The 15,520-nt window shown below is 62.7% G+C and carries 22 protein-coding genes; 15 read left to right on the top strand and 7 right to left on the bottom strand.

Going from position 1 to position 15,520, the window contains the following annotated elements:
* The 8 genes from AC3FLX_RS32125 to AC3FLX_RS32160 all read left to right on the top strand — a co-directional run.
* A partial coding sequence (locus AC3FLX_RS32125; protein WP_488701365.1) for a hypothetical protein occupies positions 1–859 on the top strand: 859 nt, incomplete at its 5' end.
* Positions 856–1,977, top strand: a complete 1,122-nt coding sequence (locus tag AC3FLX_RS32130) for a phage baseplate assembly protein (RefSeq protein WP_488701366.1) — start codon at positions 856–858, stop codon at positions 1,975–1,977. The genes AC3FLX_RS32125 and AC3FLX_RS32130, both read left to right, overlap by 4 nt.
* Positions 1,974–2,495, top strand: coding sequence for a phage baseplate assembly protein V (locus AC3FLX_RS32135; protein ID WP_488701367.1), 522 nt, complete (start codon positions 1,974–1,976; stop codon positions 2,493–2,495). The genes AC3FLX_RS32130 and AC3FLX_RS32135 overlap by 4 nt, the downstream gene beginning before the upstream one ends.
* Positions 2,492–2,887 carry a phage GP46 family protein gene (locus tag AC3FLX_RS32140; protein ID WP_488701368.1) on the top strand — a complete coding sequence of 132 codons (396 nt, stop codon included), beginning with the start codon at positions 2,492–2,494 and terminating at the stop codon, positions 2,885–2,887. The genes AC3FLX_RS32135 and AC3FLX_RS32140 overlap by 4 nt, the downstream gene beginning before the upstream one ends.
* Entirely contained in the window at positions 2,877–3,926 is a 1,050-nt protein-coding gene (locus AC3FLX_RS32145; RefSeq protein WP_488701369.1) for a baseplate J/gp47 family protein, read from the top strand. Before AC3FLX_RS32140 ends, AC3FLX_RS32145 begins: the two co-directional genes overlap by 11 nt.
* Positions 3,917–4,516, top strand: coding sequence for a YmfQ family protein (locus AC3FLX_RS32150; RefSeq protein WP_488701370.1), 600 nt, complete (start codon positions 3,917–3,919; stop codon positions 4,514–4,516). Before AC3FLX_RS32145 ends, AC3FLX_RS32150 begins: the two co-directional genes overlap by 10 nt.
* Positions 4,517–4,518: 2 nt before the next feature.
* Positions 4,519–5,475: a phage tail protein gene (locus AC3FLX_RS32155; RefSeq protein WP_488701371.1), complete on the top strand. Its 957-nt coding sequence runs from the start codon at positions 4,519–4,521 to the stop codon at positions 5,473–5,475.
* A 10-nt stretch (positions 5,476–5,485) separates the two neighbouring features.
* Complete coding sequence (locus AC3FLX_RS32160) at positions 5,486–5,674, top strand: hypothetical protein (protein ID WP_488701372.1); 189 nt, start codon at positions 5,486–5,488, stop codon at positions 5,672–5,674.
* On the opposite strand, the gene AC3FLX_RS32165 is transcribed toward AC3FLX_RS32160, so the two are convergent.
* A complete protein-coding gene (locus tag AC3FLX_RS32165) occupies positions 5,671–6,453 on the bottom strand; it encodes a hypothetical protein (RefSeq protein ID WP_488701373.1) in 783 nt (260 codons plus the stop codon). The genes AC3FLX_RS32160 and AC3FLX_RS32165 overlap by 4 nt on opposite strands.
* A 146-nt stretch (positions 6,454–6,599) precedes the next feature.
* The gene (locus tag AC3FLX_RS32170; RefSeq protein WP_488701374.1) at positions 6,600–6,830 is read right to left on the bottom strand and encodes an XRE family transcriptional regulator; all 231 of its coding nucleotides are present in this window, start codon (positions 6,828–6,830) and stop codon (positions 6,600–6,602) included.
* Positions 6,831–7,025: 195 nt separating this feature from the next.
* On the opposite strand from AC3FLX_RS32170, the gene AC3FLX_RS32175 reads away from it, so the two are divergent.
* From AC3FLX_RS32175 to AC3FLX_RS32205, 7 genes are all read left to right on the top strand, one after another.
* A complete protein-coding gene (locus AC3FLX_RS32175) occupies positions 7,026–8,117 on the top strand; it encodes an acyltransferase family protein (RefSeq protein ID WP_488701375.1) in 1,092 nt (363 codons plus the stop codon).
* Positions 8,118–8,201: 84 nt separating this feature from the next.
* Positions 8,202–8,474: an HP1 family phage holin gene (locus AC3FLX_RS32180; RefSeq protein WP_488701377.1), complete on the top strand. Its 273-nt coding sequence runs from the start codon at positions 8,202–8,204 to the stop codon at positions 8,472–8,474.
* Positions 8,467–8,973 carry a glycoside hydrolase family protein gene (locus AC3FLX_RS32185; RefSeq protein WP_488701378.1) on the top strand — a complete coding sequence of 169 codons (507 nt, stop codon included), beginning with the start codon at positions 8,467–8,469 and terminating at the stop codon, positions 8,971–8,973. The genes AC3FLX_RS32180 and AC3FLX_RS32185 overlap by 8 nt, the downstream gene beginning before the upstream one ends.
* A complete protein-coding gene (locus AC3FLX_RS32190; protein WP_488701379.1) occupies positions 8,970–9,491 on the top strand; it encodes a DUF2514 family protein in 522 nt (173 codons plus the stop codon). Before AC3FLX_RS32185 ends, AC3FLX_RS32190 begins: the two co-directional genes overlap by 4 nt.
* 139 nt (positions 9,492–9,630) lie before the next feature.
* Entirely contained in the window at positions 9,631–10,419 is a 789-nt protein-coding gene (locus AC3FLX_RS32195) for a DNA adenine methylase (protein ID WP_488701380.1), read from the top strand.
* 97 nt (positions 10,420–10,516) lie between these two features.
* Entirely contained in the window at positions 10,517–10,696 is a 180-nt protein-coding gene (locus tag AC3FLX_RS32200) for a hypothetical protein (protein WP_488701381.1), read from the top strand.
* A 232-nt stretch (positions 10,697–10,928) separates the two neighbouring features.
* On the top strand, positions 10,929–11,792 hold the full coding sequence (locus AC3FLX_RS32205; protein ID WP_488701382.1) for a DNA-binding protein: 864 nt from the start codon (positions 10,929–10,931) through the stop codon (positions 11,790–11,792).
* Between the two features lie 61 nt (positions 11,793–11,853).
* On the opposite strand, the gene AC3FLX_RS32210 is transcribed toward AC3FLX_RS32205, so the two are convergent.
* From AC3FLX_RS32210 to AC3FLX_RS32230, 5 genes are all read right to left on the bottom strand, one after another.
* Positions 11,854–12,231: a right-handed parallel beta-helix repeat-containing protein gene (locus AC3FLX_RS32210; RefSeq protein WP_488701383.1), complete on the bottom strand. Its 378-nt coding sequence runs from the start codon at positions 12,229–12,231 to the stop codon at positions 11,854–11,856.
* Between the two features lie 68 nt (positions 12,232–12,299).
* A complete protein-coding gene (gene trfA, locus AC3FLX_RS32215; protein WP_488701384.1) occupies positions 12,300–13,130 on the bottom strand; it encodes a plasmid replication initiator TrfA in 831 nt (276 codons plus the stop codon).
* Between the two features lie 289 nt (positions 13,131–13,419).
* The gene (locus AC3FLX_RS32220; RefSeq protein WP_488701385.1) at positions 13,420–13,629 is read right to left on the bottom strand and encodes a hypothetical protein; all 210 of its coding nucleotides are present in this window, start codon (positions 13,627–13,629) and stop codon (positions 13,420–13,422) included.
* Between the two features lie 48 nt (positions 13,630–13,677).
* On the bottom strand, positions 13,678–14,562 hold the full coding sequence (locus tag AC3FLX_RS32225; protein ID WP_488701386.1) for a ParB/RepB/Spo0J family partition protein: 885 nt from the start codon (positions 14,560–14,562) through the stop codon (positions 13,678–13,680).
* Positions 14,559–15,392 (bottom strand): ParA family protein, encoded by an 834-nt coding sequence (locus AC3FLX_RS32230; protein WP_488701387.1) that lies wholly within the window; start codon positions 15,390–15,392, stop codon positions 14,559–14,561. Before AC3FLX_RS32230 ends, AC3FLX_RS32225 begins: the two co-directional genes overlap by 4 nt.
* Positions 15,393–15,520: the final 128 nt, after the last annotated feature.

Raw genomic sequence — 15,520 nt, forward strand, 5'->3', positions numbered from 1 at the left:
CAAGGTCAACACCGGGAAAGCAGCGTCTGCCGCCGGCGGGGCGCTGGCCGAGGGGGCGCTGACCCGGTTCGAGGGCGCTATGGCGCTGGTCAACACCTCGCAGGCCACGGTCGCGCAGTTGCAGAAGGCGGCTGGCGGCGCCTTCGATGCGTTGTCGCAGTATGCGGCGCCGCTCGTCGGCGTGATCGGAACGGCGCAGAACCTATCTAGCCTGGTGCTCAACGCGCCGGCCGAGCTGACTGGCCTGATCCGTGGGGTGCTGGCGAGCACGCCGGGCGCCTTTCATGCATTCGACGGCTTTGGCGGTGGTCTCGCCAACCTATTCGGCAAATCGTCAACGGTGTCGTCGCTGGCCGCAATTCCGCCGCCGCAAGGTGAGGCGGCGGCGGCGGCCCACGGCGCCCTCGTGACGCTCGCGCAGGATCTGCTGATCGCCGACACCGTCAAGGAAGTCGGCGAGATGCCGGTGGCGGCGGTGCCGGCGCCGCTGCCAAGTGCGCCGTCTGTCGATGTGCAGGTGCTGCAGCCGATTGAGCGGCCGGAGATCCCGGTCGCTGACGACGTGCTGGAGGTGCGCGAGGAGATCGCAGAAACCATGTGGCAGCAGGCGCAAGCTGCGCCGCAGTGGCATTACCAGCTGCTCACCGATGCGCGCATTCAGGTGTCGCGGCACCTGGCGACCGTCGCGCGGCCGGCGGCACGACTAACAACCGTCACTCCCGGTCAGCCGGTGCCGGCGCTGGTGCTGGCCTACGCCCGCTATGGCGACGCCACGCGGGCCGACGAGATCGTGGTGCGTAACCGCGCGTCGCATCCCGGTTTCTTGCCGGCGGCGCCTTTGCAGGTGGCTATGAAATGAGCGACGCGAGCGAGGTAACACTGACCGTCAACGGGATGGATTACGGCGGCTGGAAGGATGTCCGGATCTCGGCTGGCATCGAGCGCCAGGCGCGGTCATTCTCCGTCGGCATCACGTGGAAATGGCCTGGCGGCGGTGAGCGTCCTCGCCAGATTCGGCAGGGCGATCGCTGTGAGCTGCGGATTGGCAGCGAGCTGGTGCTGACTGGCTGGGTGGACGCTACGCCGGTGCGTTGGGGCGCGCAGGAGATCTCCACGGCTATCTCCGGCCGTTCCCTGCCCGGCGATCTGGTTGACTGTGGCGCCGACAACTCGCCGGGGCAGTGGCGCAACCAAAGCGTGCATCGGATCGTGCAGGCGCTCGCGTCTCCGTTCGGGATCTCGGTGCTCAGTGAGCTGCAGGCCAATACAGCTGTCGCCGATCACACGATCCAGCCAGGCGAAACGGCGTTCCAGTCGATCGACCGGCTTCTGCGGCTGTCGCGGCTGCTTTCGACCGACGACGCGCAGGGGCGGCTCGTGATCGCCAGGCCTGGCAGTGCGGGCCGGGCGGTCGACCGGCTTGAGCGTGGTGTCAACCTGATCAGCGGTGACGCGCCGCTGGACTTTGCAAACGTGTTTTCCGAATACGTCAGCAAGGGGCAACGCGCCGGCTCGGATGAGGTCTTCGGGCTGGCGGCCAGCGAAGTCGAGGCGCGTGCCGCCGACAACAGGATCCAGCGCAAGCGAGTGCTGGTGCTGCACGAGCGCGGGCAGCTGACGCCGGAGCTTGCGCGCCAGCGGGTCGCATGGGAGCGCGAGAACCGGATTAGCAAGGCGCTGCAGACAACCTACGAGGTGCAGGGGTGGCGCCAGTCAAACGGCGCGCTCTGGCGGCACAACCAGATCGTGCGCGTGGTGGATCCGTTGATCGGGTTCGACCGGGATCTGCTGATCACGGAAATCGAATACAGCCTGAGCAACCAGGCGGGCACCAAGGCAAAGCTCACCGTGGCGCCGCCGGATGGCTTCGAGGCCGAGCCGCCGGATCCGACCAAACGCCGCAAGCGCGACAAGACAGGCAAGGGCAAGGACGATTTCGAGTACCTGTTGCCCGCCGATTGGGAAAAGAACAAATGACAGCGAACCAGTTTGTTACCGGAATGATCGCGCGCGGCTCGGTGGTGCTCGCCAACGCCAGCCGCAAGCTGCAGACGTTGCAGCTGCGCCTCACGGCGCGCGAGGTCAAAGACAACGTCGAACACTTCGAGCACTACGGTTTCACCAGCTGCCCGATGGAAGGCGCCGAGGCGCTGGTGGCATTTCTGGGCGGCGATCGCTCGCACGGGGTGGCGTTCATGGTCACCGATCGCCGCGTTCGCCTGACGGGCCTTCAGCCGGGCGAGGTGGCGATCTTCACGCACGAGGGGCAGTCGCTGGTGCTCAAGAACGGAAAGATCGCCGAGCTGACAACCGGCACGTTCCGAGTCATCGCCGAGGATCTGATCGAGCTGAATGCGCCAAAGGTCACGACGCCACATGACATCGAGGCCGGCGGCAAGCTCAAGGCTTCGGTCGACGTGGAGATCAACGGCAAGCCCGTTCTGCATCACAAGCACGATGAAACCGGCGTGCTCACAGGGGAGATGCGGCTATGACGCTCACCGCGCAGCAGGCGCTGCTCTATCGCGCTGTCGAGATCAGCCTTTTCAGCTGGCGTCGCGCCGAGCCGGATGACGATGTCGACGGCGAGCAGCGCATGGGCTGGTGGGGTGACACCTTCCCGGCCGTCGACGGCGACAAGCTCGGTTCGCGCCTTTGGCTGCTGCGCCGCAAGACGGTTACGCCCGAGGTTCTGCGCCAGGCCGAGGCGTACGCACGCGAGGCGCTGCAATGGATGATCGACGACGATCTGGTGCGAACGGTCGAGATCCAATTGACGAGAGGAAATCTTACGCGCGTCGACATGGTTGTGACGCTCACCGACGGCGGCGGCCCGCTACCGCCGTTCAACTTCGACGACATTTGGCAGGTACAGCATGGCATTTAAGACTCCGACACTTCCGCAGCTGGTGCAGCGAGCCGACGCGGATCTGGCAGCCAAGTCTCTCGATACGCTGCGGCGCTCCGATCAGGTGGTGATGGCGCGCGTGCATGCCGGCGCAACATCCGGCCTGCATGGTCACATCAAGTGGGGGGCCGATCAGATCCTCCCAGACTCCTGTGATGAGGACATGCTGCTGCGCATCGCCAAGCTGCGGCTAAAAACGCCGCGCGGCGAGGCGGTGGCATCTACCGGGCCGGTGGTGATGAAAGGCACGCCCACAGCGGTGATCGATGCCGGAACGATCCTGCAGGTGCAGGACGGCCGCCGCTATGCAGTCTCGGCTGCCGTGGAGTTCGTCGGCACAACGGCCACCATCACTGTTTCCGCCATCGATCCTGGGCGCGTTGGTGATGTCGATGAAGCCGCTGCCATTGAGCTGGTGTCTCCGGTGCAAGGTGTGGAGTACTCCGGCATCGTGGGGGCTGGTGGCATCAGCGGCGGAACAGACCAAGAATCGATCGAGACTCTGCGATCGAGGGTGATCCGCTCCTATCGCTACGTCCCGCAGGGCGGGGCGGCTGACGACTACGTGACATGGGCGCTTGATGCTGGATACGGCATTACGCGCGCCTGGTGTATTCGCAACTACATGGGTCCTGGCACCGTCGGGCTGTTCGTTGTCCGCGATAACGATGCCAATCCAATTCCCGCGCAAGTCGTGCTTGATCAGGTGAAGGCAGCCATTGAGGCGACTCGTCCGGTCACGGCGGAGCTTTACGTGCTCGCGCCGTTGGCTCACCCGCTTGCGTTCCAGATCAAGGCATATCCAGATACTACGCAGATCCGCGCGGGGATCGAGAGCGATCTGCGGGATCTCCTCAAGCGGGAGGGTGATCTCGGTGTCACGGTCATCTGGACGCATCTCGGCGCAGCGATCAGCGGGTCGCCGGGGGAAACCGATCACCAGCTGGTAGCTCCCGCCGGAAACGTTGTTCTTGCGCCTAACGAAATGCCTACCTTTGGGGGTATCGCATGGCTGTGAGGACGGAGGCGGATTACACGCAGCAGCTGGTCGCGCTGCTGCCGCCGGGGCCGGCATGGGAACCCGACCAGGCGCCGGCGATTCATGCGCTGCTGGCTGGCTTTGCGCCAGAGTTTGCGCGCGTTGACGCGAGGGTAAGCGACATGATCGACGAGGCGGATCCGCTCACGGTCCGCGAGCTGGTGCCCGAGTGGGAGCGCGTCATGGGCCTGCCGGATCCGTGCATGGGCGCGACGCCAACATTCGAAGACCGGCGAAAGGCTGTCCGGACCCGGCACGTGGCAATCGGCGGTCAGAGCATTCCCTATTTTCTGTCGGTGTTGTGGGAGCAAGGCTACCGCAATGCAACGATCACCGAGCATCGCGCGCCGCGCTTTGGTCGGTCTCGATTCGGTCGTGCAAGGTTCGGGACATGGGGTCAGCAGTTTTTCTGGACCGTGAATCTCGGGCGTCGTGTCGAAGGCGGGCGGCGCTGGGGTGTAACGCAATGGGGTGAACGGTTCGGGGTGAATCAAGCCGAGGGGGTCGAGTGTCTGGTGAAACGCTACGCGCCAGCGCACACGATCGTTCTCTTTAACTACGAGGGGTGAGGATGGATTTTCCAAAGAGCGTTCCGAACATCGGATTGATCAATGGCAAGTTTGCGGACGAGGATCAAGGTACCGGCCAGGTGGGTTCGCTGATTCCTGCGAAATGGGGAAACGACATCACTAGCGAGGTGCTCAACGTCCAGTCGGCGGCGGGCCTTCTGGCCGACGAAACCAAGCAGGACCAGCTTCTCGCGGGGATTCAGATTCTGTCTGCGCCGATTGTCGGGCTGGTGCGAAACGCCAAGATGAGTGTGCCGGCGGCGGCAGCATCGGCGACATTCACGGCGGATCAGGTTGTTGTCGCAAGTGCGCTGGGTGGAAAGCACTATCGATTGCCCGGCTTCAACAAAACGATCAACCTCGCCGCGACGGGGGTCGGAGGCATGGATGCCGGCGCTCCACCGAACAGTGGATTTGTCGCGCTGTACGCAGTCTTTAACCCAACAACAGGGGCATCTGGGATCATTGCCCAAAATGCGACGGCGGTAGCGGCGACGAATGTCTATGGCGGGGCGAACCTGCCGGGGGGTTACACCGCATCCGCGTTGATTGGTCTGTGGCCTACGGATGGAGCTGGTAAGTTCAAGGCTGGGCTGTTGATCGATCGTCAGGTCTCGTTCCCTGCGGTGACTGCGCTGAGCACAAATACTCCGGCTGGCGCGTTCACTTCGCTGGGGATTTCGTCGATTGTTCCGAAGGGTGCGAGGTCTGTATCCGGAACCATTAGCGTCGGGAACACCGCGGCATCGTCCCAATCAACTGTGCTGTCGGTGGCGTCGGATTCCAATGGATCTGGGTTGAAGCAAGTGCAGGGTGCAATGACGTCGGCAAGCGGCAGCGGATTCAATGCGCCCTTCGATAACCTGTCCATTGGCACTGATCAGACGATCTACTATCAGGCCACTACGACTACCGGTACGCCGACATACATTGTCGCGCTCTCCGGGTATCAATTCTGAAGGGGTTGCCATGACAGAAATCAATGTGCGGTTCAGTGATTCCAGCGAAGCGGAGATCGTGTCGGTCTTCGCTTCGCTGCAGGACTCCGAGCATTATGAGAATCTCGGTGTTGTAGCCTCTGACGATGCGCGATACGTCGCGTTCTATGAGGGAACGCCGATTTGGGCGCGTGCGTGGCTTATTGCGCCGGGAGCCTAGTTCGCGGTTAGGGGCGGCCCAACCAGTTCAAGCACCTTGTTCTGGTCGTAGCTCACCGCGATTCGGCCTTGGCCATTGATCTCGATGTAGGTCGGGTCGCAGACATCGATACCGGGCTGTTCGATCATGAGCTTGTCGCGCCGCACGGTCCAAGAAGCCGGGGCGGATGGATCGGCAATGCTCATGGTCGTGTACCAAGGATCAGTGGCGCTGCGATCCCGGAACAGGCCATGTATTGCGACCATCTTGCCGTCCATCAGCATCATTTCAGGGTTGCCGCCGTTAGGGATCACGACTGGCCCTTGGTTGGGCGTGAAGTCCATCGAGACAGCTGGGTCGGCCCAGGCGTAAGCGATGTCCATGTGGCCAAGGGTGCTATGGGACTCGGCCAGCATGTGCCACCGATTGCCGACAGGAAGGATTGCGACGTTCCAGACGTGTGCCCAGTTGGTTCCAGGCTGGCGGCGAACGATGGGCTGTCCGTTGTTCTGGATAGTCCATGTCACAAGGTCAGTTGAGCGGTAGAGATAGATGTCGCCATCACCAGGATCGCTGTTGTTGCAGACCAGGAAGGTGGCGCCTTGGTAGGCGAAGACATACGGAAACCGGCAACGGTCTGCGAAAACTAGTTTGCCGGCGCTTTGCTGTGGTGTTGATTGGTAGTCTGGGATGAGGCAGGTTTGTGTGTCTGCGCAGCCAAAGAAGAGACCGAAGCTATGGCCGATGGCGTAGTAGCTTGCCTCGACGACGACTTTTGCATCGAAAAGCGTACCCAGCAATTGGTATGCGCCGGCCCGGATCTGGTAGGTGGGCTGGGCCGGAGTGGGGGGTGGCGCGAGAATGGGGGCTGGCGCGACTTGGGCCGGCGCTACGGCGTCTTTCTCTATCGATTCTCCTCCGCCGCACGCCGCCAGCGAGAGGCAGGTTAAGACTGCGGCGAATCCAATTCGACTTGTGCGCCGACGGCGCGCATACGGCTCAGGATGCGCGCGATTGTTTCCGCGTCCAGTTCCAGTCTGGCCATAGCGAAGAACAGGATCTGCGGGCTGACCTCCCGTTCGCCGCCTGTGTATTTGCGCCACTGGCGGCCATCGGAGACGCCGAATAGCTGTGCCATCTCGGCGCTTGATAGGCCGAGATCGGTTTTCAGCTTCATGAGTTCTTCGGGCGATGGCGGTGCATATAGCATGTGCAAGGCGAAACATGTCATTCCTTTCGGAGGTAGGTCCGCGCGGGGTGCGCTTACGCATGCAGATAGAGTAGGACCATTGGTCCTATATGGCAAGGGGTGGTGGTGGGTGCGCCGCTATAATCGCTGCCGAACAAAAACACGAGGGGCAACGCTTTGGGGGTGATCAGGTTCTTGCTCGCGGTCGCGGTGGTTTTCGCACACATGGGGCCGCTGTATGGCTTCCACATGATGGACGGCAGGACAGCGGTACAGATGTTTTTCGTGATCTCGGGCTTCTACACCTCGCTGATTCTTAGCGAGAAGTACCCGGCCGGACGTGAGGGTGTGCTGCTGTTCTACGGGAATCGGTTTCTCAGAATCTTCCCGTCATATTGGCTGGTGCTCGCGCTGTCGGTGATCATTGGCCTTCTGGAGGTGAATTGGGGAGGCGTCTTCCATACGTTCGGCGCAGCCAGGAACTGGATAGAGCGCGCTAGCACGCTTCCGGCGGATGCGGTGGCCTTCATGGCGCTCAGCAACCTGTTTCTGTTCGGTTTGGATTGGGGCTATTTTCTAGTGATCGGACAAGACGGCTTGGCATGGTCGGCCAACTCGCTGGCGGCTGGGGTGGGTCGTTTGGACTTCTTCACTCCGGTTCCCCAAGCTTGGGCGCTCGGTCTTGAGTGCGCGGTGTATGTCGTGGCGCCATTCCTGTTCAGGGCGCGGACGGCGGTCATCGTTGCGGTCATCGTGGTTTCGCTAGCACTGAGGGCAACGGCTCTGCACTACGGTGCTTCGTTCGACCCGTGGACGTACCGACTACTACCGCTGGAGATATGCTTCTTTCTCTTCGGGGTTCTCTCTTACCGGATATATCGGTGCGTTGGCAGGGCAGTGTTGCGGCCCTATGCGTTGCCGGCATTTTTGGTGCTGCTCGCATCGGTCATTCTGTATAAGTGGTCGCCAGGCGTGGCGCCGGCAATTCTTGGCTTTGATCCTAGGGCTGTGCAGGGCTTTGTCCTGATGACATTGTTGATGCCGTTCGTATTCGCTGCCACGAAATCAATTCGCCTAGACAAGTTGCTTGGCGATCTGTCGTTTCCGATGTACCTGATCCATGTGCTACTGATCCCTTTAATCGGCAGTGAGACGGAGCATCATCGCTCAGCTGTCCTGCTTGCGACGCTCATCCTGTCCGCGCTGATGATCAGGGTCATCGAGATCCCTGTTGACCGATTCCGGCAAAGGCGCGTCGCCGTCATCACGGCGTAACAGCCTTCGATTTCAAGAACAAACCGCCTCCGGGCGGTTTTTTTTCGCCCGCCTCGCGCGGGCTTTTTCATTTCCGGGGAATCAATGCGACAAATCAATCCGCCCGAAGCAGGGGCATACGCGGGCAGCGTGGTGTCGGTGCTGTCATCGCTGACGCTGACCGACGTGGGGGTCATCTTTGGCATTGTCACGGCGCTGGGTACGTTCTGGCTCAACGCCCACTATCTGCGTCGAAGGGATCAGCGCCACGCGGAGAAAGCGCGCCGCGATGAGGAAGAGCGGGCGGCTCGCATGCAATCCGAAGCCGAGGAGCATGCCGCAAGAATGCGGGCACTCCGGGAGACGGTCCATGAGTAAGCAGCGCATCGCGGTGGGGCTGCTCACCCTTTCAGCAGCAGCCTTCGGAACATGGAAGGCCTCCGAGGGGTTCACTGACCATGCGGTCATCCCAACGCAAGGCGACGTGCTGACCATCGGGCACGGGTCCACGCGATACGAGGATGGTCGTCCCGTGCGGTTGGGTGACCGCATCACGCGCGAGCGCGCCGAGATCCTCGCTCGCAACCTGCAGACGGTCGACGAAAAGCGCTTTGCCGCCAGCCTGCCAGGCGTCGCGCTCAATCAAGGCGAGTTCGACGAGTACATGGACTTTGTGGGGCAGTTCGGCATCGGCACCTGGCGCGCCTCAACGATGCGCAAGGATCTGCTCGTCGGGAACTACGCGGGCGCGTGCAAGGCGCTTCTGCTCTACAAGTTCTCGGCGGGCTATGACTGCTCGACGCCGGGTAACAAGCGGTGCGCGGGCGTCTGGACGCGACAGCAGGCCCGTCACAAGCGATGCATGGAGGCGCAATGACCATTCCCAGCGCACGCCTATGTCTGGCGGCTGTCCTGCTGACTGCTTCTGCCTTCGTGGCCGGCGCGGTCTACCAGGTGCGGGCCGACAGCAAGGAATTCGACGCGGAGCGTACGCGCCTGGCGCTGTCGGCTTCGGTCGATCAGGTCAAGGCTACCGATCAGGCTCGCCTTGAGGAGCAACGCCGCACGACGGCACAAACGAAAATCGCCAATGAAGCTATCCAACAAGCCAATGCAGCGCGCACTGATGCTGTTAGTGCTGACGCTGCCCGCCGTGAGCTGCTCGCCCGTGTTGCCGCGCTCGTCAACGCAAGTCGAAGCCCCGGCGATCCCGTCGCTGTCGGCGGCAGCGCGGCAACCCGAGATCCCATCGTGGTGCTCGCCGACGTGCTCGGCCGGGCTGACGCGCGAGCGGGAGAGTTGGCAGCAGCTCTTGACGCTGCCCGCATCGCCGGCCTTGCCTGCGAGCGCAGCTACGACGCGCTAATCAAGGTTCCGGTTCCGGACCAGCAGTAAAGACAGGGCGACCGTCTGCAGCGTTGCACCGCTGCGGGCGGACGCCGAACCACTGAGCATGCCAGTGAGCCAGCCAAGGCCCTGCCACCTTCCTAGGAGGCGGGCGCATCATACCAAATGTGAAAGGCTCACCATTTTTATGGCAAATCCCATCATCCCGTGGATTGGCGGCAAGCGTTGCCTCGCGGATACCCTGCTGCCCCGCTTCCCTGAGCACAAGTGCTATGTGGAGGTCTTCGCGGGTGGCGCAGCGCTGTTCTTTATGCGGCCGCCGGCCGACGTGGAAGTCGTCAACGATATCAACGGCGAGCTGGTCAACCTGTACCGCGTCGTGCAACACCACCTGGAGGAGTTCGTGCGGCAGTTCAAGTGGGCGCTGTCGAGTCGCACGGTGTTCCAGTGGCTCAAGGACACGCGGCCGGAAACGCTCACCGATATTCAGCGCGCGGCGCGCTTCTACTACCTCCAGCAGAACTGCTTCGGCGGCAAGATCGAGGGGCAAACTTTCGGGACGGCCACGACCACGCCGCCGGGTCTGAACCTGTTGCGCCTAGAGGAGACGCTGTCGGCCGCGCATTTGCGCCTGGCTAGCGCCTATATCGAAAACCTCGACTGGGCGGCCTGCATCGCGCGCTATGACCGCCCGCATACGCTGTTCTATCTCGACCCGCCCTATTGGGAAACCGAGGGCTATGGCGTGGATTTCCCGCTCGCGCAATACGAGCGCATGGCCGAGCTGCTCGGCGGCATCCAGGGCAAGGCGATCGTCAGTCTGAACGACCATCCGGAGATCCGGCGGATCTTCGCGCGCTTCGAGATGGAGTCGCTCGACATCACCTATACGGTCGGTGGCGGCGCGGGTGCGGCGCGCCGCGAGGTGATCATCTACAGCTGGGATCGCAGTCTGGAGCCGGTCGGGCTGTTCTGAGTGGCGACCCGTCGCGCGGGATTTATACTGGATGGATAAACAGGTATAAATCCCGCGCCCTATGTCCGGCACTGGCTTCCAGCCCCCTCCCCCGCCCATGCCGTCCTACGCGATCCCGGACTCGATCTGCCGAAGCTGCGCGCGCCTGCGGTTCGGCGTTCGGCACGAGTATCCCCATCCGCGCCCGTGGATGGAGTGTATCCACGCCGTGCCCTATGCGCCCATCGCGGCGCTGTCCTGCCGCCACTACGTGCGCGAGCCAGGCGCCGACGACTGAATTCTTCCCCGCGCCACCCCTGGCGTGCGGCCTATCTACAACCGATCGGTTGTATCTCCCCTTTACAACGGTTGTGATGTGCGGCGCGCAAGCGCTGATGCGATAAGTTTTCTTATCGCAACCACTCCGGACGTCCCGCCTTTCTGTATCTCTCCCTCCGCATTGCCCTTGCCTTCCCTCAATTCATAACATAACATTCATAACATAACGTAACGAAACAAAAAGGATTGTTATGGTACGGGAAGCAAGCATCACGCAGGAACAGGTTAATGCCGCCGCCGACGCACTGCGGGCCGCCGGCACCAAGCCCACGGTGCGCGCCGTGCGCGACAAGCTCGGCACCGGTTCCAACGCCACGGTGAATCGCATGCTGGACGTCTGGAAGGGCGGGCAGGTCAAGGTCGCCGACGTGCCGGTTACGCTGCCGGCGCCGCTGCAGCGCGCCCTGGTCGACTACCTCACGCAGGCCGTGGCCGAGCAAAAGCAGGAGCTGGGCGCCGAGCTGGCCGAGCAGAAGCAGGTCAACGCGGATCTGGGCATCGAGAACGAGCGCCAGGCCGACGAGATCGAGGCGCAGCAGACGGATCTGGAGGCCATGCGAGCCGAGAACGCTTCCCTGCTGGGGCGTCAGGTACAGCTGGAGGCGGATTTGCGCCTGGCGCGCGCCGAGGCCGAGCAGGAGCGTGTTGCCGCAGGCGACGTGCGCACTGAGCTGGCGAAGGCGCAGCTGCGCCTCGAAGCGCTGCCCCGTCTTGAGGCGGATCTGGCGGCCGTGCGCGCCGATCTCGATCAGGAGCGGACTGGCCGTACGGCGGCCGAGCAGGCGGCGGCGGTGGCCGTGGCGAAGCTGGAGGGGGAAACCAAGGCGCGCGAGCGCGTGGAGGCGGATCTGGCGGCCACGGCGGCGCGCGAGGCTGCGGCTGTCGACCAGGTCAAGGATCTGACCCATCGGCTGGCCGACGAGCGCATGGCGCACGTGAAAACCAGTCGGGATCTCAAGGCCGCCAATGAGCAGCTGCAGGCGTCGCACCGGTCGCGGCTCGGGCCGCTGCGCAAGTCGCTCGCCAAGCCGCCAGCAGGTCCTGCGGAAAAATAATTTACATTGCGCGCCGGGCCGCAAGATCGCCCGGATCAATTCGCCGGGCGCTCAGGCCCGGCTACAGGCCGCCAAGAAGCTGCTGGAGCAGCGTTGTCGCGGCATCCAGGTCGATGCCTTGAATCGCGGTGACGACCGTGGCGAGTTGCCCGGCGTCGTCGAGGAAGCGGCGGACGCCGCCCTTTTCCACGGTGGCGGCGTCCGGTTGGCGCCCGGCCTGCAGTTCGGCGATGACGGCGCGCAGCAGCTCGGCTACCTCCGCATTGGGGACGGCCGCCGGCAGCCCGAGTGCCGGCCTCGGGTCATTGAGGACGGCGATGCCGTGGCCGCCGGTATCGTGGATGGTCACCTGGTGGATCTCGGCGTCCTGGGCGTTCTCCAGGCGCACGCCATCGCCGCCGGTGTTGAATATCGTGGTGCCGGTGATTTTGAGGCTCATGTGCGCTCCCTATTTGACGTAATGCCAAGATATGCGGCTGGCGAAAAGTGTCCCACTTGGGGACACTTTCACGTTGCGGCGGCAATGCGACGAAGCTTGCGCTTTACCTGTACCAGGTCGTTGTCATCGATCCGGGCCTTTTCGAGAAAGTCCACCGCGACCAGCTCGGCCAGTGCCGCCTTCATGTCCGAGCGGAAGTGATACAGGGTTTTGGTGGTCGAGCCGCACAGCTTGTGGATGGTGGCCACCTTGAACGGTAGTGGGTCGCGGTGCGAGTGATAGAACGAGTGCAGCCACTTTGCCAGGCGGCCCAGCTTGAGCCGTTGTTCCCACTCGATGCGTGAGAATTCATCGCTGCCGAATAGCGACACGATCTCGCGTTCAAGGTACACAACACACCGGCGCTTGCCGTCGGCGACTCCATCGGCCGGGGTCAGAAACTTGCGGATAAGGGAGCCGTGATAGGCCACCGGCAGCGTGTCGTGGCGGATACGGACCATAGTCGGGGTCATCCGCTTGAGGCTCTTGTACAGGCGATCGTAGTAAGCCTGGCTCACGTCCCAGCCGAGCTGCTTGAGCATCATGTAGCCGGTGAACTCGACGCGCGTGCCGGCTGGAGAATGGCGCGCCAGGTGCAGCAGTTGCAGGAACACGTCCTCGTCGTCCTGGCGTAGCTCCTCCCCGGTGTACTGGATATCGAGGCCCTCCATGCTGGCGATCGGCTCGTCCTTGAACGCCCGACGCTTGGGTCGCGCGTGGGTGACGTTGAACAGGGCGCAGCGGGCCAGCGAATTGGGGAAGCCGCGCACGTTCTGACCCCAGTTGGGAAACAGGGGCAGCTGTTCCGGTTTGGCCAGAGCGCGGTCCTGCACATCCTTGGTGAGGTCGATGAGATTCATGCGGGGCAGTGTAGCTACAGGGTGCATGGTGAGGAAAGCATCAGGTATCGGATTTCAGGCGATGGGCTGCCAGCCCTGCCATATCGGATTCTGGCCGATGGTTGTGCGGTGTCTTTATCAAAACTTGTCGTGCAGGTGTTGCATCGGGCTGCCGGCTGCTGTGGGCAAGTGTGGGCAAGCGGTGGGCGGGCAGCGCCCGTACATGGCTTGTCCATACGGTGTCGCGTAGCGACATGTCCATAGCGATGCTGACTGCTATCGGTTTTTGACCGATGGGTGTCGTCTATGGTTAAAGATGGTTAAAAGAGGTTAGCGGCCTGTGGAAAACCGCCGAACGGCCTTTGCTGGTGCGGGTTTCCGGGTTATCCACCATCGGCTGAAATCCGATATCGCATCGCTCAAAGTCCGATAGTGCATCGGCCAAAATCCGATAGCGCATCGGTTGAAATCCGATAGCAATCGCGCGTCCTGCATCGGCCAAAGTCCGATAGTTGTTCACAGTCACCCTCACCGTCACGCTAAAAAGTGTCCCCAAGTGGGACACTTTTTAGGCGCCCTCTTCCAGTAGCTCCTGCAGGAAGGCGTGCAGCTTCTCGGCCTTCTCCTCCGGCAGTGCCGTGTGCGAAACCTTGATCACGAGGTCCGTCGGTGTGCGCGCGATCGTGCCGATGCGGGCCTTGCCCTGCTTCAGGATGATCGGTTTGGCCGCCGGCTTGTCATTGGGTTTCGTCGCAGGTTGCTGTAGGAAGGCGGTTGCCCTGCCCTGCTCCAGCTTGCCGGCTGCGATCAGGTCAAGCGCCTCATCCAGGCGCGCGGCGATCGCCGGCGCATCCTTCAGGGCCTGGGCGATCTCGGCGGCGGCTCGGCGGCCAAGCAGGCTCGGGTTGGCACGCAGGCGCTCGATCACGGTGTCTGGCAGGTCGCGGAATGCGAGATAGCGATACAGCTCGGATCGGGCCACTTTCAGGGCCTTAGCAAGGTGCGCGCGCTTCGGGAACTTCGTCTCCAGCAGGCGGATGCCTTCGGCGATCTCGAAATCACTAAGATCGGATCGGTCGATGTTTTCGGAGAGCGCCATCGCGGCGGATTGGCCATCGTCCACGTCGATGACAATGGCCTCGATCGTGGGCCGGTTCAGCAGACGATGGGCGCGCAGGCGGCACTCCCCGGCGATCAGCTCGTAGCGATCATCGACGGCACGTACCGTGACAGGCTGCGTCAGGCCGATGGCGGCGATCGATTCGGCGAGATCCCGAATGGCCTCCTCGGGGAATGTTAGTCTCGGCTGGAACGGGCTGGGGTCGATCCGGTCGAGCGGGAGCTTGGTGTGCTTGCGGCCGATGTCGAAGTCGTCGGCATAGTCCGCGTCACGATGCGTTTGCAGATTGGCGGCGGCGCTCTGCGCCAGCAGAGCCTTGATGTTCTTGCTCACGCTACGGCCTCCTCTGCCAGCACGTCATCACTGACCTTGAGTTGCAGCTGCTTGGCCAGGGCTGCGGCGAGCTGGCGGAACTGGCGCGCCGGCTTCGAGCTGCGATCGACGCCATGCGCGCTGGTTTTCATGACGGCGGCTTGTTTCACGGCGGTGCCCTGGGAGATCTTCTCCGGCAGCAGTTTGCCGAACGTCTTCTCGGCTTGGTTGGCGAGCAGCTTGCAGATCGTCTGACGGTCGTCGTACTTGATCAGCAGGGCGCCCAGCATTTCCAGATCGGGATTGATTCGACGGATTTGCGCCACCTTCTTCAGCAGATCCTCGGCCCCGTAGAGGCCATACTGATCGCCGGCCTCGATCGGGACGATCACGTGCGTGGCGGCGGCAAGGGCATTGCTGGCCAGCAGCTTGAGGCTCGGCGGGCAGTCGATCAGGATTACGTCAAAGACGCCGAAGGCGGGCTGCAGTTTGCTGCGCAGCTCTTCATTTGGGCGAGGGGAGAGGTCCTTGAGTTCGTCCTCGGCCTTGCCCAGGGCGAGGCTGCCGGAAATCAGGCTCACACCTTCGATGGTGGTTTCCTCCTGCACGGCCAGCGGCAGCACCGAGTCATCGCCGGTGAGCAGCTCGGCCGACGAGACGGGCACTTTCGATGGGTGAACCTTGCCGATGTGCAGCGTGGCGTTGGCCTGTGGGTCGAGGTCGACGACCAGCACACTGTTGCCCTGGCGGGCGAACTCGCTGGCGAGGTTGACGGTCGAGGTGGTCTTGCCGCAGCCGCCCTTGTGGTTGACGATGGCGATGACCTTGGCTTTGCTGGTTTCTGTGCTCATATTTCCGTGTGCGTTGTGGTTGGCATGCGTGAACGATATTCGCAAGAAACGTGAATGACAAGGTACAAAAAGAAAAAGTGTCCCACTTGGGGACACTTTTCCGGGGTGGCGTTGTTGTCACGCCACGG

This window comes from Cupriavidus sp. 291-E7 (genome assembly GCF_057798835.1).